This is a genomic window from Bradyrhizobium sp. STM 3566 (assembly GCF_045571445.1).
Taxonomy (GTDB): Bacteria; Pseudomonadota; Alphaproteobacteria; order Rhizobiales; family Xanthobacteraceae; genus Bradyrhizobium; species Bradyrhizobium vignae.
The window spans coordinates 6,797,616-6,818,318 of record NZ_CP120692.1; the positions used below are offsets into that span (position 1 = coordinate 6,797,616).

The following is a 20,703-nucleotide window of genomic DNA, read 5'->3' on the forward strand; positions in this document are numbered from 1 at the left end:
TTTCAGCCGGCGAGGGCGACGCAGCAAGCGCGCGCCCCTTTGAAGCAAGCCGTTGAGCTCGGGATAGAACGGTCAAATGTCCGTCATTTCAGGCCCGATGCTGCTATTGCAGCCAATTTACTCCATGTGCATCCCTCTAAGAGCGCGCTCCAAGTAAAATGAAGGGTCATCGTCCGACGAATCCGTTTCGTAGCTTCTCTGAGGACCGACATCACTGCCCCCATCTTTGGAAAGATACTTCGTAGGCTTGCCTACCCGCTGCCACTCGTCGTTCTCGTTCTTCGTCCACACATCGGGGCGTTGGTGAGGATCAAGCACCCAGTGGTTACGACCCACGGGAACAAAACCCATGTCTGCTAGACGAGGTTCCATGCCAGCTAGGGCTGGCCGCGACAAGATCAGCGGATGGTCCCCGTCCTCTCGCAGTTGATGTTCTAGCAAGATATCGCCAGCGTTCTCGACAAGCGGATGAGTCACCCTAAGATCTACCACGGATGTGATATCGTTGCGCCCAAACTGCTGCTGAAAATGGTCTCCTTTAATCCGAGCCGGGCCTCCTGCTCTTAGAAGCCCGACAATTTCGTCGCCCAACCGGTAGCTGTAAAATCGTGCTGGCTTATTTGGATCATCGTAGGTGTTGGCGTAACTTCCAGCAACCGTCGCTGCGCGCTCAGCCTTCTGGGAGACGAAGTCCGAGTACTCTTCTGGGTTCTCGCTGATGTGCCTGATATCATTGCGCAAGAATCTCTCAACTCCGCGCAAGAAGGACTCTCGGTCGATCTCTCTGATGGGCGGTTCGGAAACGAGAGAGTATGACGCCGCTGGTTCGGACGACGACCCACCTCGCTCCATTGCTGCAACTGTTTCCGCAAACCGTGGACTATCTCCCGCTTCTGACGAATCGTCAGTTTGGTTACCGGTAGTGAACTGGCTGGATGAGCCAACGCTTCTGCCATACATGAGAGCGCTCTCCTATCGGCAAGGTTGCACACAATTGAGCTCGTGCCGTGCGAGCTCTGCCGACTAGGATAAAATTCCTAGCTGACCACAACCTGACCAAAGCACTCTGCGCGCTTCGGCGTGACTACCCGACGCACTCTGCGCGTGAGTTACAGATACTCGCTGCGACAAGCCGCGATCTGCACAGCATCCACTCGGATCAAATCGCCCGACCCGAACGCTCGACACACCTTGTGGCTGCGCCTCTTGACCAGCGAGACAGAAAGTGCCGCGGACTTCGTCAAGTTGCACGATGTGTCAGAGAGTCAAATCAACCGAGCGACGGTGAATGATCGTCTCCTCGAATCTCCGGCCTTCATCTACTAACCCAAACAATGGCGCCGAGAGCGCGAAAGAGACATCATGGCCCACTACATCGTCCGGTTCTTCAAGACCCTTACCGGAGATCAGGGACAAGCCCGTGAGGCCTGCCGGCGCGTTATTGACATCAATGCGTGTAACGCGACCGAAGCAGCATCCCTTGCCAAACGGCAGTTCTGCGAGCTCCGGGAGATCCGAGAGTGGTCGCTGCTCGCGGACCGGATCGACGTCGGCCTGCCGATTTTCCCCTCATGAGGTGATGGCCCGCCAGGCGCCGGCATACTCTTCAGCTATTTGATAGGTCCGACTGCTCTCCCAGGCTGAGCCGGCGCAGTTTGCCTCCTAAACAGCACAATTGCATGGCCAAAGCTTGCCGCGCGCTGGTGAGTGCCCCGAGCAGGACGTCAGGCCGCAGGTCGCTGGCTGCGGTGGATAGCCAAAGCAAGCCTCAGAAGGAGGACAATCGAGACGTTGCCCTTCCCGCTCTCGATCTGAGCGATGTATCGCTCCGAAATGCCAGACCTGCGGGCGAGCTCCCGACGCGACATGCGGCAATGCATGCGCGAGCGGCGCACACGGTCGCCGAGTTCGAGCAGGAATTCGGTCTCGGAGCATGGCGGCTCAGCATTCCCACCGGGCAACGCTTCGCCCGCGAACTCGACGACCTCTTCCAGCATTTTTTTGTCCTCTCTTCCCGAACCTAAGACTATGGCTGGTCTTCAGGTCTCTCATTGACATCGATCAAATAGCCGGCTCGCTATCGAGCTCTCGCAGCTGATTGCGGTGCTCCTTCGGAATGAAGCGAATCTTCTCCGGAAAACATAAAGTTCCAATACGGCAGTTGGATTGAGCCAGAGCAAGGTCGTCTGGGCACCGCTGCGTTAGCTAGTCCGGAGATGGAGGACCGCACATGCGACCCGACTTAGTGCAATCCTATGGCAACGACAGCCTCCCTCGGTATACGAGCTATCCAACCGCCCCGCACTTCTCGCCCGAGATTTGCGAAGTCGATTATCGAAAATGGCTCAAATCCGTGCCGCTCCAGCAGCCGGCTTCGCTTTACCTGCATGTGCCATTTTGCCGCTCGATGTGCTGGTACTGCGGATGCCATACCTTCGTAACGAAGCACGATGAGCCAATCGCCCTCTATGCCTCTGGTCTGCGCCGCGAGGCGCAGCTTACCGCTGAGGCGATCGGGCAGAGGCTGCCGGTCTCTCACATCCACTTTGGCGGCGGTACGCCGACCGTCATGCGACCGGAGACGTTCGCGGAACTGGTCGATCTCTTGCGGTCTTCGTTTCTCGTCCTTCCCGATGCCGAAATCGCCATCGAGATAGATCCTCGCACCCTGACTAAGCCGATGACGGAGGCCCTTGCCTCCTGCGGTGTCAACCGCGCGAGCCTGGGTGTTCAGAGCTTCGACCCAGCCGTCCAGCAGGCCATCAACCGGCATCAGACTTTCGATCAGACCGCGACCTCCGTCGAGCGGTTACGCCGGCAGAGCATCGGCCGGATCAACTTTGACCTTCTCTATGGCCTCCCCCTGCAGACGGTGGAATCCTGCCTGGATACCGTTCGCAAATGTCTCGAGCTGCGCCCTCATCGCTTTTCGGTCTTCGGCTACGCCCATGTTCCATCATTCAAGAAGCATCAGCGAACGATCTCCGATGACTCGCTCCCAGACAGTCTCGAGCGACACCTCCAGTCAGAGACCATTGCTCAAGCCTTGCTTGATGCGGGGTACGTGCGCATCGGCCTCGATCACTTCGCGCTTGCCAACGACAGCCTTGTCGCCGCAGGCCGGAAAGGCAGATTGCGACGGAATTTCCAGGGTTACACCGACGACACCGCAGACACGCTCATCGGTCTCGGCACCAGCGCCATCGGCCGCATGTCTCAGGGCTTCGTGCAGAACGTCGTTCCCATACGCGATTATCTGGCCCGCATTGCCGAGGAACGCCTCGCCACGACGAAAGGCTACGTGCTTACCGACGAAGACCGATTCCGCGCCGCTATTATCGAGCGAATCATGTGCGATCTTGCGGTTGATCTCCGCCAAGTATCGCGTCTGCATGGCCGCGACCAGGAGTCCGCCGTAGTTGATCGCGCTCGGATTGATAGTCTCATCGCTCATGGCGCCGTGACAATGACCACGGACGGCCTATCAGTGAACGCCGGGGCAGAATTCTTGGTGAGGAGCGTGGCTTCGGCCTTCGACGCCCACCTTGTGCATTCCGCAGCCACTCATAGCCGTGCAGTCTAACCTCAGGGCTCCTCACGAGGCTCGCTACCATGAGACAATGGAAGAGGCTGGGCTCTTCCCGGCTGCCTTCACGCCCGCCAAGGCCATCGTCAAAGCAATCAGCAGCAGGCAGGCCCGCGAAGAAAGTCGACCGCCTGGGGTATTAGAGATTCCTTTCTGAGCGCATCGATCGTATAAGCGTTCGGGCAGTACTCTGGATATTGCAAAGCCGCCGTTCCTGCCCTCGTCTCACGATTGCATCGCGGCTTTGATGCACAAAGTGCGCACACCATTGTCAAGTCATGCAGCACGCCTGGCTGCTTGCGCGCAATCGACCTTTCATCAATCCCGAACACATCGAGCAGCCGTGACAATTCCTTGGCACCGTGCCGGCCATGAGCAATGAGGGCTTCGAGCTCAGCTCGCTGGACGCGAAGGTCGCGCGCAATGGACTCGATCTCGGAGGCACTGAGTGCACGGATGTCGGCGGATTCGCGAAATCGTTCGAACCAATCCGCAATCCTTCCCAACAAGCAGCCCGCGATCGACGCTGATTTAGTGATCGATGTCATGGCAACCTCACGAACTTTAATAGACGCAATATTCTACCGCGGAGCGGCGCCTGCATTGCGCCAGGTCAAATGGGGCGCAGTTCACCACCGCCAGCTGCTGTCGAACGGACCTTGGGCTGGAGCGATGGCGACTCAATAGCGTCCTCAGCAATCGCGCGCCAAGCGGCCCCGTCGAGATCGTCAAACTGACCACTCTTCAACGACCATAGGAATGCCAGTAGCCCGATCACGCCAAGCAGCAATGCCAGCGGGACGAGGAACACGATCACTTCCATAGCTCATTCTCCCGTCGCAGACGGCGTCCGCGTAGCGAGTTCAGCATGACGAGGATCGATGAGCTGCTCATCGCTGCCGCCGCAATCAACGGCGTGAGAATCCCGCTGATCGCGACCGGAACGGCCAGGACGTTGTAGCCGATCGCGAGCCAGAGATTTTGCCGCATCAAATGCAAGGCCTTGTGCGAGGCATCAATGGCTGCAACGACCGGGACCAAGGGACGGCCCAGGAAGACGAGATCGGCCGTGGCCTGGCTCAGATGTGCGGCCGAGATCGGCGACATCGAGACATGAGCCGCGGCGAGCGAGGGCGCATCATTCATGCCGTCGCCGACCATCAGCACCTTTGCGCCGCGCTGTTTCAGTGCCTCGATCCGGGCGATCTTGTCGGCCGGCGTGTCGCCGGCGCGCCATTCGGGGATGCCAAGCGCATCGGCCGCCGCGCGCACCGCAGGTTCGCGGTCGCCGGAAAGGATCTCGACACCGATGTTGCGCGCCTTCAGCGCTGCCACGACCGACTTCGCGTCCGGGCGCAAGCCCTGGCGCACCGACAGGATGAACTTCTCGCCGCTCTTGGCGAAGGCGACGATGGAGGCTTCGGGATCGACCATGGCCTTGTCGACCAGCGCCTCCGCGCCGCAGAAGGACGGGCGGCCGAGACGAACTTCCTCGCCGTCGACCGTCGCACGAACGCCCTGCCCGGCCTCTTCCACCGCACCGACGATCGGCGATGTGGCGCCGGCGGCTTGCGCGATCGCGGCCGCCACCGGATGATGGCTCGACAGCGCCAGGCGGCCGGCGAGCGCGAAGATGTCGACGGGAATCGCGGCCGCGTTGATCACTTCGAGATCGGGCAGCGTCAGAGTACCTGTCTTGTCGAAGATGACGTGGTCGGCCTCCGCCAGCCGCTCGATGGAATCGCCAGCATTGAGCAGCACGCCCGCCCTGAACATCGCGCCCGAGGCCACGGTCTGCACCGTCGGAATGGCAAGGCCCAGCGCACAGGGACAGGTAATGATGAGCACGGCAACGCCGGTGACGACGGCATCGTGCCAGCTCGCACCAAGCGCGACCCAGACGAGAACGGTCAGAAGCGCGGTCGCATGCACCACCGGCGCGTAGAGCCGCGAGGCCCGGTCGGCGAGCCGCATGTAACGCGAACGGGCCTGGAGCGCATTGTCGAGCAGCCGCGTGATCTCGGCCAGCAGCGTCGCCTCCGAGGCCGCCGAGACCCGCACCCGCAGCGTGCCGGAGATGTTCATCGAGCCTGCATAAACCGGCGTGCCTTGCTCGGCCGTGACATAAAGCGTTTCGCCCGTAATCAGGCTCTGGTCGATCTCGGAACGGCCCTCGATCACGGTGCCGTCGACTGCACAGCGCTCGCCCGGCCGCAGCAGCACGATGTCGCCGGGATGGATCGCCGCCACGGGCACCTGTGATATCTCGGCGGCCCCGACGAACTTCGCCGCGGTCTCCGCCTTGAGCGCGGCGAGATTGCCGGCGACCGCGCGGGTCCGCCGCCGCATGTTCTGGTCGAGGAAGCGGCCGACCAGGAGGAAGGTGAGCAGCATGATCGCCGCATCGAAATAGGCGTGCTCGGCGTGGTGGATGGTCTCGACCACGGACATGCCGAGCGCAAGGATCACGCCGATCGAGATCGGCACGTCCATGTTGGTGGTCTTGGCCGACAGCGCGCGCCAGGCCGAGCGGAAGAACGGCTGGCCGGCATAGGCCGCGGCGGGTAATGCGATCAGCGCCGACAGCCAGTGGAAGAAGTCGCGCTGCTCGGGCAGCATGTCCGAGACGTTGCCCGACCACACCGGGATCGAGAGCATCATCACGTTCATGGTGGCGAACGCTGCCACGCCGAGGCAGCGCAGCAGGAAGCGGGATTCGGCGACCTCGCTCGCCTCCGCGCTCTCGGTCTCGAACGGATAGGCTTTGTAGCCGAGCTCCTCGAGCCGATCGATGAAGCGGGCGGGATCGAGCGTGCCGGCTTTCCATTCCAGCGCGACGCGGCGGTCGGTGAGATTGACCCGCGCCAGCGTGACGTCGGGCATGGCCGACAGGCCGCGCTCGATCTTTGCCATGCAGCCGGCGCAGTGAACGCCGTCGACCGCGAGATCGATGTGCTGGACGCCCTCCCCCGCGCTGCGGACGTAGTGCGAGAAATCCCGCGTGACGTGCATGACGAAGTTCCTCAGTTCAGGATCACGCGGTTGCGCGACAGGAAGACGCGCTGCCCCCGTGCCTCACCTTCGATCACGAGGTCCCACTGCCCCGGCGCGACCGCTGCGGCATTGCCGCGATAGAGACCGGTGCCGGCTTCGCCGAGCTCGACCGACAGATCGGCCCGCTTGTCGGTCGGCCGCTCCAGACGGCCGGCGAATTTCAATCCGGTCATGGGCTGGCCCTTCGCATCGCGCGCCTCGAGCTGGATCACGGCGCCGCCGTCGGCGCGGCGCTCGATATGGGCGTTGACCTGCCATTTTCGCGCGGCCTGATCGTGCGCCGCCGAGATCTCGCGGTCATAGGTGAGGCCTGCGGCATAGGGACTGTCGACATCGGTGCCGGGCAGCGTCGCGATCGCGAGCTTCATCATGGTGACGTTCACGCCGATCACGACGCCGAAGAAGGCGACGAGCATCAGGAACACCTTGGTTCCGGTCAGCGGTTTGGATGCCATGGCAGAACTCCTGAGCCTCAAGGCGAGACGAAGTTGTCGGTCGTGCTCGCGGCCACGCCAAGCCCGATATCCATGACGTGGAAATGGACGGGAATCGACTTCTCCGGATTATTCTCCGCCGGCGCGGTGACGAGCAGCCGCAGCTCGCTCGTCGTATCGCGCGGGATCACGATCATCGGCCTGTCGGGCGTCACGGAATCGACCCCGACGACGTGCAGGGTCGCGTTGACGGGACCGTTCGCGTCGATCGCGATGACGCGGGCATAGCCGCTCTTGTTGAGCAGCCGCATGGTGTAGGCATTGCGGATCGAGCCGTCGCTGAGCTTGACCGCGACCGGATTGCGGTCGTGCAGCACATTGACGTCGAGCAGGCTCCGAGTCGCCAGGGTGTAGATCATGAAGCCGCCGACGGCCGCGATGATCGCGCCGTAGACGATGGTGCGGGCCCGGACGATACGGTAGATCGGCGCCTTGCCTTCCTGGCGGCGGTGGATGTTGATGTCGTTGTCGTAGCCGATCAGCCGCTTCGGCCGGCCGATCTTTGTCATTACGCTGTCGCAGGCGTCGATGCAGAGGCCGCACTGGATGCATTCCATCTGGGGTCCGTTGCGGATGTCGATGCCGGTGGGACAGACCGCGACGCACTGATAGCAATCGACGCAATCGCCGACCTGCTGGCCCAGTGCGCGCAGTTCGGCTGCCTTCTTGACCGACGTGCGCTTCTCGCCGCGATCGTAGCGGTAGGTGACGTTCAGCGCCCATTCGTCGGTAAGGGCAGCCTGCATGCGCGGCCACGGGCACATATAGGTGCAGACCTGCTCGCGCATGTAGCCGGCCAGCAGATAGGTCGTCGCGGTGAGGATGCCGATCCAGATATAGGCAATCATCGGCCCCTGGAAGGTGACGAGCTCCTTCACCAGCGTCGGCGCGTCGTTGAAATAGAGCACCCAGGCGCCGCCGGTCCACCAGGCGATCAGGAGCCAGATCGAATGCTTGAGCACGATCTCGGAGATGCGCTCGAGCTTCATCGGATCGGTCGAGGAATCCTTTTTCATGCGCTCGCGCCGGTCGCCCTCGATCAGACGCTCGACCGCGTAGAACACGTCGGTCCAGACCGTCTGCGGGCAGAGATAGCCGCACCAGATCCGCCCGCCGATGGAGTTCATCAGGAACAGCGCCACCGCCGCGACGATGAGCAGGCCGGTGAAGTAGTAGACCTCCTGCGGCCACAGCTCGATGAAGAAGAAGTAGAAGCGGCTGTTGGGAAGGTCGATCAGCACGGCCTGGCTGGGCGCGCCGAGGCCGCGATTCCAGCGCACGAAGGGAAGGAAATAGTAGACGCCGAGGCAGAACGCCATCAGGCCCCATTTGATCCGGCGGAAGGTGCCGGAGACGCTCTGGGGATAGACCTTCTTGCGGGCTGCGTAGAGTGGCCCGTAGTCGTTATCCGATATGAGGTCTTTGGGGTTCACGGTCTTGTTCATCGCCAACGGCTTTCGAGAGGTGCGATTGAACCTAGACCGGACATCGTCGCGCCAGTTGATCCAGCGCAAACGGAGGCACTTCTGTTCGCCTCCGTTTGCGGCCGGTCTGCTATTTTCCGCCACCGAGCGAGTGGACGTACACGGCCATCGCCTTGATGGTGGCGAGATCGAGCCGCCCTTCCCAGGCCGGCATGACACCGGCGCGGCCCTGGCTGATGGTCTCGATCAAGATCGCCTCGTCCGAGCCGTAGAGCCAGATCTTGTCAGTCAGATCAGGTGCGCCCAGCTCCTGGTTGCCCTTGCCGCCATCGCCATGACAGGCGACGCAATTCTCGGCGAAGATCTTCTGGCCCCTGGCGGGGTCATATCCCGTCCGCATCGAGAGGCCCGACAGCGCCCGGACGTAATTTGCGACCGTGACGATCTCGTCCGGCTTGAGCACGCCGTCCTTGCCGAAGGCGAGCATCTGGCCTTCATGGGCCTTGGCGTGACCGGAACGCGCGCCGAACTGGATGGTCTGCATGATCTGGTCGAGCGTGCCGCCCCACAGCCAGTCGTCGTCGTTCAGGTTCGGGTACCCCTTGGCGCCGGCCGCGCCGGAGCCGTGACAGGGCGCACAATTATCGCCGAATACGGTCTTACCCTTGGCGCGGGCGAGCGCCAGCAGGGCCGGATCCTTCTCGATGTCGGCGAGCGAGGCCGCGCCCAGCGCCACCATCTTGTCGCCGCGGATCTTCTCGAGATTGGCGAGCTCGACGGCGACGTCGGCGCGCGAGGAGTAGCCGAACACGCCGGTCGTGTTGCTGGAGATCAGCGGCCAGGCCGGATAGACGATCCAGTAACCGATCGCCCAGAAGATGGTGAGATAGAAGGTGATCATCCACCAGCGCGGCAGCGGCGTGTTGAGCTCCTTGATGCCGTCCCATTCGTGTCCGGTCGTGGACTTGCCGGAGAGGGAATCGATGTCGCTATGATGATCGGTCATGGTCTCTACTCCTCCCGCAACGGCAGGCGTGCCGCCTCGTCGAACGTAGCCTTGTTACGGGGCCAGAATGCGTAGGCGATGATCGCGAGAAAGATCACGACGAACACCGGCGTCCAGATCGTGGTCACCAGACCGGACGCGAGATTGTCGAGTGTCAGGATGGCTTTCATAGTTGATGCCTTCTCAGCGAAGATTGACTTTCTCGTTGTAGATCTTGAAATCGACCAGCGTGCCGAGCATCTGCAGGTACGCGATCAGCGCGTCCATCTCGGTCGGTGTGCCAGGCTTGCCGTCGAAATTGCGCACGACAGCCTTGAGGTAGCGCTTGCTGAAGGCATCCGCGCCGGAATTGTCGGGATCGGCCTGGGCCTTCAGATCGGCCCCAGCGTTGGCGATCTGGTCGTCGGTATACGGCACGCCCACCGTGCGCAGCGTACGCATGTGGTCGGCGATGGCGTCAGGGTCGACCTCACTGGCGCTGAGGAACGGATAGCCGGGCATCACCGACTGCGGCACGATCGCGCGCGGATTGGTCAGATGGGTGACATGCCAGTCGTCGGAATATTTGGCGCCGACGCGGGCAAGGTCCGGCCCCGTGCGCTTTGAGCCCCACTGGAACGGGTGGTCGTACATGCTCTCGGCCGCGAGCGAGAAATGGCCGTAACGCTCGACCTCGTCGCGCAGCGGCCGGATCATCTGCGAATGGCAGAGATAGCAGCCTTCGCGGACGTAGACGTTCCGCCCGGCGAGCTCCAGCGGCGTGTAGGGCCTCACCCCATCGACCTTCTCGATCGTGCTCTTGAGGTAGAACAACGGGGTGATCTCGATGAGACCGCCGATCGCGATCACCACCAGGATTGCGACGACCAGGATGATCGAGTTCTTCTCAAAGGCTTGGTGGCGCGTCCAGAACGACATTGTCTTGCTCCTCACTCCGCCGGCTGAAGAGCGACGGGCATCTGGACTTCCTGCTCGCCGACGCGAACCGTCATCCAGAGATTGTAGGCCATAATCAGCGAGCCGATCAGGAACAGCGCGCCGCCGGCGGCACGGATAACGTAGAAGGGATGCATCGCCTCGACGGTCTCGATGAAGGAATATTCGAGGAAGCCAAGCGAGGTGTAGGCGCGCCACATCAGGCCCTGGAGGATACCGGACACCCACATCGCGGAGATGTAGAGCACGATGCCGAGGGTTGCGATCCAGAAGTGCCAGTTGACGAGCTTCAGGCTGTAGAGTCCCTTCCGATTCCAGGCCCACGGCACCAGGCAGTACAGCGCGCCGAAGGAGACGAAGCCCACCCAGCCGAGCGCGCCGGAATGCACGTGGCCGATGGTCCAGTCGGTGTAGTGGCTGAGCGAGTTGACCACCTTGATTGACATCATCGGGCCTTCGAAGGTCGACATGCCGTAGAAGGCGACGGAGACGACCAGCATGCGCAGCACGGGGTCGGTGCGCAGCTTGTCCCAGGCGCCCGACAGCGTCATCAGGCCGTTGATCATGCCGCCCCAGGAGGGCATCCACAGCATGATCGAGAAGGTCATGCCCAGCGTCTGCGTCCAGTCCGGCAGCGCCGTGTAGTGCAGATGGTGCGGACCGGCCCAGATGTAGAGGAAGATCAGCGCCCAGAAGTGGATGATCGAGAGGCGGTAGGAATAGATCGGCCGCTCGGCGCGCTTGGGGATGAAATAGTACATGATCGCGAGGAAGCCGGCGGTCAGGAAGAATCCCACCGCGTTGTGGCCGTACCACCACTGGAACATGGCGTCCTGGATGCCGCCCCAGGCGACGTAGGACTTCGAGCCGAACACCGAGACGGGCAGCGGGGGATTGTTGCCGAGATGCAGAACCGCAATCGTCACGATGAAGGCGAGGAAGAACCAGTTCGCGACGAAGATGTGCGGTTCCTGGCGCTTGATGACGGTGACGAGGAAGACGAGCAGATAGACCACCCAGACGATGGTCAGCCACAGGTCCGAGTACCATTCCGGCTCGGCGTATTCCTTGCCTTGCGTGACGCCGAGCAGATAGCCGGTACCGGCGATTAGGATGAAAAAGTTGTAGCCGAGCACGACGAACCAGGGGGCGAGCTCGCCAGCGAGGCGCACGCGGCACGACTTCTGCACCACATAGAACGAGGTCGCGATCAGCACGTTGCCGCCGAAGGCGAAGATCACCGCCGAGGTGTGCAGCGGCCGCAGCCGGCCGAACTGGATCCAGGGCAGGTCGAAGTTGAGCGCCGGCCAGGCCAGCTCCGAGGCGATGATGAGACCGACCAGGAAGCCGGCAATGCCCCAGAACATCGCCATGAAAGACGAGAACTTGATCGGGCCCATATTATAGTTGGGCCAACCGTTGATCTCGGCCGGCGGCAGCGCCGCCGGGCGATCGAGGTAACGGTTGATGATGCAGAACACCGCAGCCGCGCTCGCCGCCGCACCAAGCGCGGCGTGGAAGGCGAAGGGCGCATCGAGGGCCTTGGCCGAGGCGACCACGCACAGGAAGGCAGTGACTGCGAACACCACAGCCAATCCGCTTTCACCGATGGTCATGGATTTGGAGATGGAGGGCTGGCTCATGGATTCTCTCTGAAAGAACACAGCGCCAGAAACCACGTTCGCCATCGCGGGGAATTGATTGAAATCAAGATGGATGGATTTCTGTTAATGTGAGGCCGATGCGTCACGACTTGAAATGCCCTTGTTCCCTTGTGCGCAGGGCGATCGCATATGGTCCGTATGCGGCCTGAACGCGCGCCTCGTCCTTCGAGACGACCGCCGCGCGTCTCCTCAGGATGAGGCTCAGCGCCGTCTTGCGCGCTCTTGAAAGTTCCGACGCGTACTCCACCGTCATCCTGAGGGCCGCCAAGGCGGGCGTCTCGAAGGATGCGTTAGAGTGGGCAACAAAAGGAATAGCCCGATCTGCGTCCCTATCAGTCGCTCGCCGTCGCCTTGAGCGCTGCGATGACGTCCTCGCGGGCGATGATGCCGACCAGCTTCTGCGCGGCATTCAGCACGATGATGCTCCGGATGCGGTGCTCGACCATGATCTGGAGCACGCGAGTCAGACGCGTGTCGGCGCTGACATAGATGAACTCGGGCGTCATGACGTCGCCGACCTTGCGGCCCATCAGCTCGTGATAGCGCGGCAGCATCTGGGCCGGTGTGAAGGCGAAGCACTTGAGGATGTCGAACTTGGTGACGATGCCGACGACCTGCCCGTCGTCCTCGACCGGGTAGGAGTTGAAATCGTCGCGTTCGAACATCTCGCTGAGCGCGAGCATGTCGAGGTCGCGCCTCACCGTCGTGACGTCGCGCGTCATGTAGCCGTCGACGGTCTGTTCCAGAAATTTGTACACGGCGCGTCCTCCTCGATGACCTTTGCGGCCGGCCGTCAGTGCGACAGCAGCACGCTCCGCGCGGATTGCGTGACCAGATGCTGGGTGACGCCGCCAAGGATCAGTTCGCGAAATCTCGAATGACCATAGGCGCCCGCAACGATCAGGCCGGCACCGAGGTCACCGGCGACTCTCTCCAACTGCGCGGCGGCGGATTCGTTCGGCGCGCCCTCGCAGATGCGCGCCGTCGCGGTGATGCCGTGACGGGCGAGCCAGTCGGCAACGTCGGTGACGCCGGCCGTCGCGACCGACCGCTCGTCGCCCTGCTCCAGAATCATGGCAATGGTGACGTCTCTCGCTTTGCGCAACAGCGGCAGCGCGTCGGCCACCGCGCGCCGCGCCTCTGGCGTATCTTTCCACGCCACCAGCACGTTGCGCAGGTCGAGCCAGTTGACGGTGTCGGGAACAACGAGAAGCGGACGACCGACCTGCATGACGAGGTCCTTGGGACTTGCGCGCGCGAAGGCGTCGGAGAAGGCCGGGCTGCGTGCGCCGCTGACGACGATGTCGGCACAGCGCGCCTGCGCCAGGACGAACCGCGCCGGAAAATCCAGTGCGCTGCGCCACTCCGCATGTCCGCTGCGATTCTTCGTGGCGGCGCGGAACTCCGCTTCCAGCCCGGCCAAACGCCACTTGATGGACGCTTCGCCTTCATCAATCAGCCCCTGCGCCTCCGCGCTGTCGGTGAAATAGAGCGGCGGGGCGAACTGCGCGGCTGCAACGCCGACAATGGCGGCTTCGAATCGTTCAGCGAGCTCGCCCGCGACCTCTAGACGCGGCTCGTTCGGCTGATCGAGCGCCAGGCTGACCATCACGGTCGCGTATGTCATCGGGATGCTCCGAAAAGGCAATGACCGCGGCGAAATCTAGCCGCGTTGGCGCCCGGCGGGATGAGATAGATCAAATCGCCGGGCGGCGTGTCGCGGGCATCGCCAATGGAAACAGACATCGGAACTTGCCTCCGGCCCGGCCTTGGGCGAAATTGCCGCCAGGGTTGCGGCACCACGCCCGCCGCACGGAAATGGGAGCCCCGGTTGCCGTCGACCCGAGTCACGCATCCGCCGGACGATAGCCGCGGTGAGCATTTCCGGGTCCGGATCGAAGGGTTCGGCGTCGGCACCTGGGATTTCGACCTGGCCACGCGGGATTTGGAATGGTCTGATACTGCGCGGACCCTGCTCGGTGTCGCGGAAGGCGAACAGCCGAGCTATGAGTCGTTCCTGTCACGCATCGAACCCGAAGACCGCGCACGCGTCGAGAGCGCGATCAGGCGCGTCTCCGAACGCGGCGGCGGCCTCGACGTGTCGTTCAAGGTGGCTGGCGCCTCCCGCGCGGGACAGTGGATCCGCGCCCGGGCCGCCGTGATCCGGGACGAGACCGGTACCGCCCGCCATCTGAGCGGGATATTCCTTGACGTCAACGAGGAGAAGCATCTCGAGGCAGCCCTGCGCGCCCAGGAGAATCATCTGCGCTCGATTCTCGAAACGGTGCCGGACGCCATGATCGTCATCGATTCGCGCGGCATCATGGAGCTGTTCAGCAGCGCAGCCGAGCGATTGTTCGGCTACAGCAAGCAGGAAGCCATCGGCCAGAACGTCAGCATCCTGATGCCGGAGCCGGACAAGTCACGTCACGACGGCTATCTGGAGCGCTATCTCAAGACCAATGACCCGCACATCATCGGCATTGGCCGCATCGTGACCGGCAAGCGCCGCGACGGCACGACCTTTCCGATGCACCTTTCGGTCGGGCAAACGCAGCGCGGCGGTGAGCTTTATTTCACCGGCTTCGTCCGCGACCTCACCGAGCATCAGCAGACCCAGGCCCGGCTCCAGGAATTGCAGTCCGAGCTCGTCCATGTCTCGCGGCTGACCGCGATGGGCGAGATGGCCTCGGCCCTGGCGCATGAGCTGAACCAGCCGCTGGCGGCGATCAGCAATTACATGAAGGGATCGCGACGCCTCCTGGCCGGAAGCCAGGACCCGAACACGCCGAAGATCGAGAGTGCATTGGACCGCGCCGCCGAACAGGCCTTGCGCGCCGGCCAGATCATCCGACGCCTGCGCGACTTCGTCTCTCGCCGCGAATCCGAGAAGCGGGTCGAAAGCCTCTCCAAGCTGATCGAGGAAGCCGGCGCGCTCGGACTTGCTGGCGCGCGCGAACAGAACGTGCAGCTCCGCTTCATCATCGATCCGAGCTCTGATCTCGTCCTCGCCGACCGCGTGCAGATCCAGCAGGTGCTTGTCAATCTATTCCGCAACGCGCTGGAAGCGATGGGGCAGTCTCAGCGACGAGAGCTCGTCGTCACCAATCGGCGCGTTGGTAACGAGATGATCGAGGTGGAAGTGTCGGATACCGGCTCCGGCTTCAGGGACGATGTCATTCCAAACCTGTTTCAGACCTTCTTCACCACCAAAGAGACCGGCATGGGTGTGGGATTGTCGATCAGCCGCTCGATCATCGAGGCTCACGGCGGCCGCATGGTCGCCGAAAGCAACGCGTCGGGCGGCGCAACATTCCGCTTCACCTTGCCGACAGCCGACGAGACCTGAGCCATGACGACCAAGGGACATGTTTACGTCATCGACGACGACGAGGCGATGCGGGACTCGCTCAACTTCCTGCTGGAGTCCTCGGGCTTTGCCGTCACGTTGTTCGACAACGCGCAGGGCTTCCTCGACGCCCTGCCCGGCCTTGGCTTCGGCTGCGTCGTGTCCGACATCAGGATGCCGGGCCTCGACGGAATTGAGCTCTTGAAGCTGATGAAGGCGCAGCAATCGTCGTTTCCGATCCTGATCATGACCGGCCACGGCGATGTGCCGCTCGCGGTCGAGGCGATGAAGCTACGGGCTGTCGACTTCTTGGAAAAACCGTTCGAGGACGACCGACTCACCGCGATGATCGAGACCGCCATCCGCCAGGCCGAGCCGGCCGCCAAGAACGACGCCATCGCGCAGGACATCGCCGCCCGTGTCGCCTCCTTGAGCCCGCGGGAGCGCCAAGTGATGGAAGGCTTGGTCGCGGGCCTCTCGAACAAGCTGATCGCCCGCGACTATGACATCAGCCCGCGCACCATCGAGGTCTACCGGGCCAATGTGATGACTAAGATGCAGGCGGGCAGCTTGTCGGAACTGGTGCGACTCGCCATGCGCGCCGGGATCGTGAAGGATTAAGGCAAACCGTCTTGAGGTAGGTCAACACGGGCCCATTTCTCGTGTGCTAAACCAAGCACAATGAGCGAGATCGGTTCCCATCGTAATCGGCTGATAATGGAGGCACCCGGACAGCCGGTTGTCTACGTCGTCGACGACGATGATGCCGTGCTCCGATCGCTGCGCTTCCTATTGGAGACCGACGGCTTCGCGGTGCGAACTTTCCGGAACGCCACGGCGCTGCTAAGTGCTATGAACAAGCCTGGCGCTGACTGCTACGTGATCGACTACAAGATGCCGGATATCAACGGCCTTGAGCTCGCCGACCGGCTGCGCCAGTCGTACGGCGAAACCCCCGTGATCCTGATCACGGGCTATCCGGACGAAAATATCTCGCCTCGAGCCGCTGCCGCCGGCGTCACGGACGTGATCTTGAAGCCCCTTCTGGCGGAAAACCTGGTCAAGCGCATCCGCCACGCGATCCAGAGCAGACGTGGAAACTCGGTGCGGCGCTAGACCGCGCTCCCTGTGCGGCGAACCTAGCTGGGGGATCGCAAAAATCCAGATCGGTTCGCAGCACGCTCTTGGGCCAAGATTGGTCATACAGGCAACACTCCAAGTTGGGGCTGCTATCTGGTCGCCCTCGAGCGGTATCTGACCCTGCAAGTGACCTACGGAGTTCTACGTAAGGGTACGCCCTTAAGATATCACGCGAACTTTTCAACCGACCCGGCACGGCGTAGGAACTCCGTCATCACAACGGAGATGGTGCGGATGCTGACCCAAACGATTAATACCCAGGCAATCAACACGCAAGTTCGTGGCAAGATTGGCTCGGCACTTCCCGCATCTGACCAGTTTGTCGCCATCGCCGACCATGTCGGACTGATCGCCACCGAATTGTCGTACCGCAAGGACGAGGAGATCTATGGCGAGGACGAGCCGGCCGAATACGTCTACCAGGTCGTGTCAGGTGCGGTCCGCACTTACAAGCTCCTCTCAGACGGCCGCCGCCAGATCGGCGCCTTCCACCTCCCCGGCGACGTGTTCGGCCTCGAATCCGGCGCCAGCCACCGCCTTACCGCTGAAGCCATCATCGAGACCAATGTGCGCGTGGTAAATCGCGCGAGCCTGGAGAAGGTCGCCGGCATCGACGTGCACGTTGCCCGCAAGCTCTGGGCCATGACCTCCGGCCAGCTGCGCCACGCTGAAGACCACATGCTGCTGCTGGGACGCAAGACCGCGATGGAGCGGGTCGCAACCTTCCTGCTCGAAATGGATCGTCGCCTTGCAGTAGCCGGCATGATGGCACTGCCGATGTGCCGCCGCGACATCGGAGACTATCTGGGCCTCACGCTCGAAACCGTCTCGCGCGCGCTCTCGCAGCTTCACTCAAAGGGCATTCTCGGCTTTTCCGGCGCACGGCAGATCGAGCTTCGCAACCGGCAGCGCCTGCGCAATATCGACGCCTTGTAGTGGCTACCTGCCTTTGAACTATGCTCTTCAGATTCCATCGTGACGGGCACTTCGATCCACTTGGTCCTGCGCTAGACGCAGCTCGCCTTCTACGAATAGGCGCATCTTGGAGACGAGTGGTTTGTGAGCAACGCCTATTGTATCGGCATAGCATAGCCGGCGCCCAACCATCACCGGCAATGCTTGCGCTTTAGTTATTCGATGTCTAATCGAGACCGCTCTGAACGCGCCGTCCTCACGTTGAGTTCACCTGATCAAAATGGCATCTTTCCTCACCTATATCTTATCTCGCCTGCCGCGACAGGACGAGTGCGTTCGCTCACGCTGCTTCCGGTACGGCTGAAGCGTGAGTCTGGCAGTTGGCCGGGCAAACCCTGGCGCATGCACCGCACCCAATGCAAGCACCTTGATCATTCAGAACCATAGTCTTCTTTTCGATCTCATCGTCGTCGTCATCGAGGTTGACAAATTCACCATCCTCGCTGACTCCTTTCAAAGTCATGACATCTCGGCCGCACACTTTGAAACAGCGGCCACAGCCGATGCACTTCTTGGCATCGATCGAGGTCAGGTATTGTGGCGTCCAGTCGCGTCCGTCTCGTGTTTGAAACGACATGCATTGCCCCTTTATGTATTTTCCAGCGCCTTCAAGTCGAGGCTCTTGCGCTCAAGTTCGGCATAAGCATCGTACGCCTTCTGCGCCACCACCATGATCGAGGTCCAGTTAATGGGCAATTCTTCCGAAAGATCGTGCAGATCCATCTTGGCCTGCGTCGCCTTGGCGGACACCTTCCTTAGTTCGGCCTTCAGTGTTTCACGATCTTTCATGAGTATCCCCAATGGTTCGCCACGTCTGGAAATTTCCGAATCAGGGCGATTCCGTCGCTGACATATTTGTCGCCCGCCTCCGCGAGCTTTGCCAAGTTATCGAAGCCGAAGCGATGTCCATCCCGAAGCTGCTTATTTACGACGATCAGCCGCCCGGAGATCAGCACCACGCGGCCCACGCCTTCATATTGCAGGTTCAGAATCGGCTGGATCAACACGCCGGTCGCCCTCTCGATCGAGAGGGCGACCGCATGGAAGAACAGCTCAAGGCGCCGCAGCGTATCGGGATCAGGATCACCGATAATCGGCAATGCGCGCCCCTTCTCTCCGTCCAGAATATAGGGTTCGAGCAGATCTAGATCGCTCTTTGCCTTCAAGGCTCCATTGATACCGTGAACGCGCCAAATCTTAATTAACTCCTTTAGGAACGGCGCGTCGACGGCGCTGCCTTTCTGCTCTCGTTTTGTGGTCATATCACCTCATTCGTCGAAGTCGAACGTACGCCGTCGGTCCTTTGCCATAGCCTTGCGTAGCCAGGGAGGTGGCGTGCCCTTCAGGACGCGCTCGAGTTTTTCGAGCAACACCAGAATGCTTTCGGGCTTATTCACCTTGATAGGATGGATCTTGTTGGCCACCACTCGCGCAGCCCCGGCACCGCCAATGGCAGCGACGTAAAGAATCGCGCAATCCTTGATCGCCTCGATTTTCGGCGCCAACTTATCGTCGTTGCCGTCTTCCTTAAGGTCGCCCTCAAACTCAATCGCTTTGAGAAACACGTGCCCGCCAGGGGCGACATCGTAAATCGCGATATTCTTTGCCCAACCAAAATGGGCATCGACTCGTCTCAGATCTTGAGTGGCAAACGCGACCTTCATGCAATTGACCTCCCGGCCGCGCCGGTGGAGCTGCGATTGCCTGAGCATCGCGGCAGTCCGGCCGCAGTCCGCCATGTATCGGGCGAAGGCTGATCGTTCTCCTCGCGGTGCGCGATCACGAGGTTGGCGATCTCGAAGATCAGATTGCGGGTACCACGATAGCCCACGGACAGTTGGTGTCCCGCACCAAGTCGATCGAACATCGGAAAACCCGTACGATAGAAGGGCAATTTCAGCCGAGCCGCCGCTTGCCTGCCATGCGAATGGGTGATCAGCAGATCGCAATGGTTTGTCTTGGCAAGCGCTTCCAGATCCTCGAGATCGCCAATGAGGACCTCCTTGGTCTTGATCCGCTCGATCACCTCCGACTGAGTGGTCGTCACGGCCGCGGTCACCTGCGCGCCCATGTCATGCAGCATGCCGGACAGATCGAACAGAAGATCTGGCTCAGCGCCGATAGCAATTTTGCGACCGCCAATATGGAAGTGCGCATCCAGCATTGCATCGGCGAGTTGACTGCGCTGACGCCGATATGTTAAGGGTATGGGGCGGCCGCTGATCTCGCTCAAGAACATCATGAATTCGTCGTTCGGACCGAGACCACACAGCCGCTCGAACACACGAAAAGGCACGCCGGTCTTGACCTGCATGACCTCTGCCGCACGCTGCATCTGCGCCCCGATTGCAATCGTCCATCCGGCGCGGCCCATGCTCGCAATTTCGTCGACGCCGATGCCGCCGATGGTCGTTGGCGTAAACTCATCGGGGATATGCCCATCGAGCGATCCCGCCAGGTCAGGCAGGAAGGACGGGCACAAGCCAAAATCCTCCACTATGACGCGGAGTTCATCAAGATCGCCGGGCGTGAGGTGACATCCCGGCAGAACATTCACTTTCGATGGATCCCGCAGCCCATTGGCACTGGGCCCTTCCACCAGCACGTCCACAATGCGCTCCACAGCCTTCTCCCAGCCGTCCTGGAACGCGCCCTTGAAATCAGGCGTCGAGACATAGACCAGTGGCAAGTTTGCGAGTTGCGGATGCTTGCCCCGGATTAGCTTGAGGTAGGCATCCACATCGTCGCCGTTGGTCTCAGTGACACCGGTCGAGCAGATTCCGATGATCTTTGGCTTGGCACGGCTGTAGATGTTCAGTATCGCCTGCTCAAGATTCTCATAACCGCCGAGCACGGTCGCGACCTCGCTCATCGCGGTGGTCTGCAGCGGTACTGCCTCTTTGAAATGCCGTACAAAGAGCGTGAGCCCGAAGGATGTGCATCCCTGGGAGCCGTGCAGAAGCGGCATCGCCCCACGCAGGCCCATGAAGGCGAATGCGCCGCCGATCGGCTGACTCATCTTCAGCGGGTTGACAGCGCAGGCTTTCGTCGGCGCCGTGACAATGGCCATGACGC

Annotated in this window: 24 protein-coding genes; 6 read left to right on the forward strand and 18 right to left on the reverse strand. The window is 61.6% G+C overall.

Annotated elements, in window-relative coordinates; translation table 11 throughout:
• Window positions 1-117: 117 nt before the first annotated feature.
• Entirely contained in the window at window positions 118-741 is a 624-nt protein-coding gene (locus tag P6U27_RS32280; RefSeq protein WP_245162785.1) for a host specificity protein, read from the reverse strand.
• Window positions 742-1,362: 621 nt separating this feature from the next.
• On the opposite strand from P6U27_RS32280, the gene P6U27_RS32285 reads away from it, so the two are divergent.
• The gene (locus tag P6U27_RS32285; protein WP_122405485.1) at window positions 1,363-1,575 is read left to right on the forward strand and encodes a hypothetical protein; all 213 of its coding nucleotides are present in this window, start codon (window positions 1,363-1,365) and stop codon (window positions 1,573-1,575) included.
• A 149-nt stretch (window positions 1,576-1,724) separates the two neighbouring features.
• Here the strand turns inward: P6U27_RS32285 and P6U27_RS32290 are convergent, their stop codons facing one another.
• Window positions 1,725-1,997, reverse strand: coding sequence for a helix-turn-helix domain-containing protein (locus tag P6U27_RS32290; protein ID WP_122405486.1), 273 nt, complete (start codon window positions 1,995-1,997; stop codon window positions 1,725-1,727).
• 233 nt (window positions 1,998-2,230) lie between these two features.
• On the opposite strand from P6U27_RS32290, the gene hemN reads away from it, so the two are divergent.
• Window positions 2,231-3,583 (forward strand): oxygen-independent coproporphyrinogen III oxidase, encoded by a 1,353-nt coding sequence (hemN, locus tag P6U27_RS32295; protein WP_407193317.1) that lies wholly within the window; start codon window positions 2,231-2,233, stop codon window positions 3,581-3,583.
• A gap of 98 nt (window positions 3,584-3,681) precedes the next feature.
• Here hemN and P6U27_RS32300 read toward each other — a convergent pair whose 3' ends face one another.
• The 11 genes from P6U27_RS32300 to P6U27_RS32350 form a co-directional block, all read right to left on the reverse strand.
• Window positions 3,682-4,134, reverse strand: a complete 453-nt coding sequence (locus P6U27_RS32300; protein ID WP_407193318.1) for a hypothetical protein — start codon at window positions 4,132-4,134, stop codon at window positions 3,682-3,684.
• A gap of 65 nt (window positions 4,135-4,199) precedes the next feature.
• Complete coding sequence (gene ccoS / locus P6U27_RS32305) at window positions 4,200-4,409, reverse strand: cbb3-type cytochrome oxidase assembly protein CcoS (RefSeq protein ID WP_122405488.1); 210 nt, start codon at window positions 4,407-4,409, stop codon at window positions 4,200-4,202.
• Window positions 4,400-6,598, reverse strand: a complete 2,199-nt coding sequence (locus tag P6U27_RS32310) for a cation-translocating P-type ATPase (protein WP_407193319.1) — start codon at window positions 6,596-6,598, stop codon at window positions 4,400-4,402. Before P6U27_RS32310 ends, ccoS begins: the two co-directional genes overlap by 10 nt.
• A gap of 11 nt (window positions 6,599-6,609) precedes the next feature.
• Window positions 6,610-7,095 (reverse strand): FixH family protein, encoded by a 486-nt coding sequence (locus P6U27_RS32315; RefSeq protein ID WP_407193320.1) that lies wholly within the window; start codon window positions 7,093-7,095, stop codon window positions 6,610-6,612.
• A gap of 17 nt (window positions 7,096-7,112) precedes the next feature.
• Entirely contained in the window at window positions 7,113-8,579 is a 1,467-nt protein-coding gene (gene ccoG / locus P6U27_RS32320; RefSeq protein ID WP_407193321.1) for a cytochrome c oxidase accessory protein CcoG, read from the reverse strand.
• 109 nt (window positions 8,580-8,688) lie between these two features.
• Window positions 8,689-9,564 carry a cytochrome-c oxidase, cbb3-type subunit III gene (gene ccoP / locus P6U27_RS32325; protein WP_407193322.1) on the reverse strand — a complete coding sequence of 292 codons (876 nt, stop codon included), beginning with the start codon at window positions 9,562-9,564 and terminating at the stop codon, window positions 8,689-8,691.
• A gap of 5 nt (window positions 9,565-9,569) precedes the next feature.
• Window positions 9,570-9,734, reverse strand: a complete 165-nt coding sequence (locus P6U27_RS32330) for a cbb3-type cytochrome c oxidase subunit 3 (protein ID WP_129143753.1) — start codon at window positions 9,732-9,734, stop codon at window positions 9,570-9,572.
• Window positions 9,735-9,747: 13 nt separating this feature from the next.
• Window positions 9,748-10,482 carry a cytochrome-c oxidase, cbb3-type subunit II gene (gene ccoO, locus P6U27_RS32335; RefSeq protein WP_407193323.1) on the reverse strand — a complete coding sequence of 245 codons (735 nt, stop codon included), beginning with the start codon at window positions 10,480-10,482 and terminating at the stop codon, window positions 9,748-9,750.
• Between the two features lie 11 nt (window positions 10,483-10,493).
• Window positions 10,494-12,143, reverse strand: coding sequence for a cytochrome-c oxidase, cbb3-type subunit I (gene ccoN / locus P6U27_RS32340; RefSeq protein ID WP_407193324.1), 1,650 nt, complete (start codon window positions 12,141-12,143; stop codon window positions 10,494-10,496).
• Between the two features lie 353 nt (window positions 12,144-12,496).
• On the reverse strand, window positions 12,497-12,922 hold the full coding sequence (locus P6U27_RS32345) for an HPP family protein (RefSeq protein WP_407193325.1): 426 nt from the start codon (window positions 12,920-12,922) through the stop codon (window positions 12,497-12,499).
• A 35-nt stretch (window positions 12,923-12,957) separates the two neighbouring features.
• On the reverse strand, window positions 12,958-13,791 hold the full coding sequence (locus tag P6U27_RS32350; RefSeq protein ID WP_407193326.1) for a universal stress protein: 834 nt from the start codon (window positions 13,789-13,791) through the stop codon (window positions 12,958-12,960).
• A gap of 204 nt (window positions 13,792-13,995) precedes the next feature.
• Between P6U27_RS32350 and fixL the strand changes: the two genes are divergently transcribed.
• The 4 genes from fixL (at window position 13,996) to P6U27_RS32370 (ending at window position 17,589) form a co-directional block, all read left to right on the forward strand.
• Window positions 13,996-15,513 (forward strand): sensor protein FixL, encoded by a 1,518-nt coding sequence (gene fixL, locus P6U27_RS32355; RefSeq protein WP_407193327.1) that lies wholly within the window; start codon window positions 13,996-13,998, stop codon window positions 15,511-15,513.
• 3 nt (window positions 15,514-15,516) lie between these two features.
• Window positions 15,517-16,134, forward strand: a complete 618-nt coding sequence (gene fixJ, locus P6U27_RS32360) for a response regulator FixJ (RefSeq protein ID WP_407193328.1) — start codon at window positions 15,517-15,519, stop codon at window positions 16,132-16,134.
• Window positions 16,135-16,194: 60 nt separating this feature from the next.
• Window positions 16,195-16,629 (forward strand): response regulator, encoded by a 435-nt coding sequence (locus P6U27_RS32365; protein ID WP_407193329.1) that lies wholly within the window; start codon window positions 16,195-16,197, stop codon window positions 16,627-16,629.
• 258 nt (window positions 16,630-16,887) lie between these two features.
• Window positions 16,888-17,589 (forward strand): helix-turn-helix domain-containing protein, encoded by a 702-nt coding sequence (locus tag P6U27_RS32370; protein WP_407193330.1) that lies wholly within the window; start codon window positions 16,888-16,890, stop codon window positions 17,587-17,589.
• A gap of 319 nt (window positions 17,590-17,908) precedes the next feature.
• Here P6U27_RS32370 and fdxB read toward each other — a convergent pair whose 3' ends face one another.
• Genes fdxB through nifN form a run of 5 tightly spaced genes read right to left on the reverse strand, consistent with a single transcriptional unit; the run spans window position 17,909 to window position 20,698 of the window.
• Window positions 17,909-18,205: a ferredoxin III, nif-specific gene (fdxB, locus tag P6U27_RS32375; protein ID WP_407193331.1), complete on the reverse strand. Its 297-nt coding sequence runs from the start codon at window positions 18,203-18,205 to the stop codon at window positions 17,909-17,911.
• Between the two features lie 11 nt (window positions 18,206-18,216).
• Window positions 18,217-18,417, reverse strand: coding sequence for a CCE_0567 family metalloprotein (locus tag P6U27_RS32380; protein WP_122405503.1), 201 nt, complete (start codon window positions 18,415-18,417; stop codon window positions 18,217-18,219).
• Window positions 18,414-18,890, reverse strand: a complete 477-nt coding sequence (locus P6U27_RS32385) for a NifX-associated nitrogen fixation protein (RefSeq protein WP_209295008.1) — start codon at window positions 18,888-18,890, stop codon at window positions 18,414-18,416. The genes P6U27_RS32380 and P6U27_RS32385 overlap by 4 nt, the downstream gene beginning before the upstream one ends.
• A 6-nt stretch (window positions 18,891-18,896) precedes the next feature.
• Window positions 18,897-19,292: a nitrogen fixation protein NifX gene (nifX, locus tag P6U27_RS32390; RefSeq protein WP_122405505.1), complete on the reverse strand. Its 396-nt coding sequence runs from the start codon at window positions 19,290-19,292 to the stop codon at window positions 18,897-18,899.
• The gene (gene nifN, locus P6U27_RS32395; protein ID WP_407193332.1) at window positions 19,289-20,698 is read right to left on the reverse strand and encodes a nitrogenase iron-molybdenum cofactor biosynthesis protein NifN; all 1,410 of its coding nucleotides are present in this window, start codon (window positions 20,696-20,698) and stop codon (window positions 19,289-19,291) included. The genes nifX and nifN overlap by 4 nt, the downstream gene beginning before the upstream one ends.
• Window positions 20,699-20,703: the final 5 nt, after the last annotated feature.

Bases quoted from the DNA above. Each gene is read 5' to 3' on its own strand.
- P6U27_RS32285 (WP_122405485.1), top strand. From the start codon at position 1,363: ATGGCCCACTACATCGTCCGGTTCTTCAAGACCCTTACCGGAGATCAG.
- P6U27_RS32330 (WP_129143753.1), bottom strand. From the start codon at position 9,734: ATGAAAGCCATCCTGACACTCGACAATCTCGCGTCCGGTCTGGTGACC.
- ccoP (WP_407193322.1), bottom strand. From the start codon at position 9,564: ATGACCGATCATCATAGCGACATCGATTCCCTCTCCGGCAAGTCCACG.
- P6U27_RS32370 (WP_407193330.1), top strand. From the start codon at position 16,888: ATGCTGACCCAAACGATTAATACCCAGGCAATCAACACGCAAGTTCGT.
- P6U27_RS32300 (WP_407193318.1), bottom strand. From the start codon at position 4,134: ATGACATCGATCACTAAATCAGCGTCGATCGCGGGCTGCTTGTTGGGA.
- P6U27_RS32350 (WP_407193326.1), bottom strand. From the start codon at position 13,791: ATGACATACGCGACCGTGATGGTCAGCCTGGCGCTCGATCAGCCGAAC.
- nifX (WP_122405505.1), bottom strand. From the start codon at position 19,292: ATGAAGGTCGCGTTTGCCACTCAAGATCTGAGACGAGTCGATGCCCAT.
- fdxB (WP_407193331.1), bottom strand. From the start codon at position 18,205: ATGTCGTTTCAAACACGAGACGGACGCGACTGGACGCCACAATACCTG.
- ccoO (WP_407193323.1), bottom strand. From the start codon at position 10,482: ATGTCGTTCTGGACGCGCCACCAAGCCTTTGAGAAGAACTCGATCATC.
- hemN (WP_407193317.1), top strand. From the start codon at position 2,231: ATGCGACCCGACTTAGTGCAATCCTATGGCAACGACAGCCTCCCTCGG.
- P6U27_RS32385 (WP_209295008.1), bottom strand. From the start codon at position 18,890: ATGACCACAAAACGAGAGCAGAAAGGCAGCGCCGTCGACGCGCCGTTC.
- ccoN (WP_407193324.1), bottom strand. From the start codon at position 12,143: ATGAGCCAGCCCTCCATCTCCAAATCCATGACCATCGGTGAAAGCGGA.
- nifN (WP_407193332.1), bottom strand. From the start codon at position 20,698: ATGGCCATTGTCACGGCGCCGACGAAAGCCTGCGCTGTCAACCCGCTG.
- P6U27_RS32315 (WP_407193320.1), bottom strand. From the start codon at position 7,095: ATGGCATCCAAACCGCTGACCGGAACCAAGGTGTTCCTGATGCTCGTC.
- P6U27_RS32290 (WP_122405486.1), bottom strand. From the start codon at position 1,997: ATGCTGGAAGAGGTCGTCGAGTTCGCGGGCGAAGCGTTGCCCGGTGGG.
- ccoG (WP_407193321.1), bottom strand. From the start codon at position 8,579: ATGAACAAGACCGTGAACCCCAAAGACCTCATATCGGATAACGACTAC.
- P6U27_RS32310 (WP_407193319.1), bottom strand. From the start codon at position 6,598: ATGCACGTCACGCGGGATTTCTCGCACTACGTCCGCAGCGCGGGGGAG.
- P6U27_RS32380 (WP_122405503.1), bottom strand. From the start codon at position 18,417: ATGAAAGATCGTGAAACACTGAAGGCCGAACTAAGGAAGGTGTCCGCC.
- P6U27_RS32365 (WP_407193329.1), top strand. From the start codon at position 16,195: ATGAGCGAGATCGGTTCCCATCGTAATCGGCTGATAATGGAGGCACCC.
- ccoS (WP_122405488.1), bottom strand. From the start codon at position 4,409: ATGGAAGTGATCGTGTTCCTCGTCCCGCTGGCATTGCTGCTTGGCGTG.
- fixJ (WP_407193328.1), top strand. From the start codon at position 15,517: ATGACGACCAAGGGACATGTTTACGTCATCGACGACGACGAGGCGATG.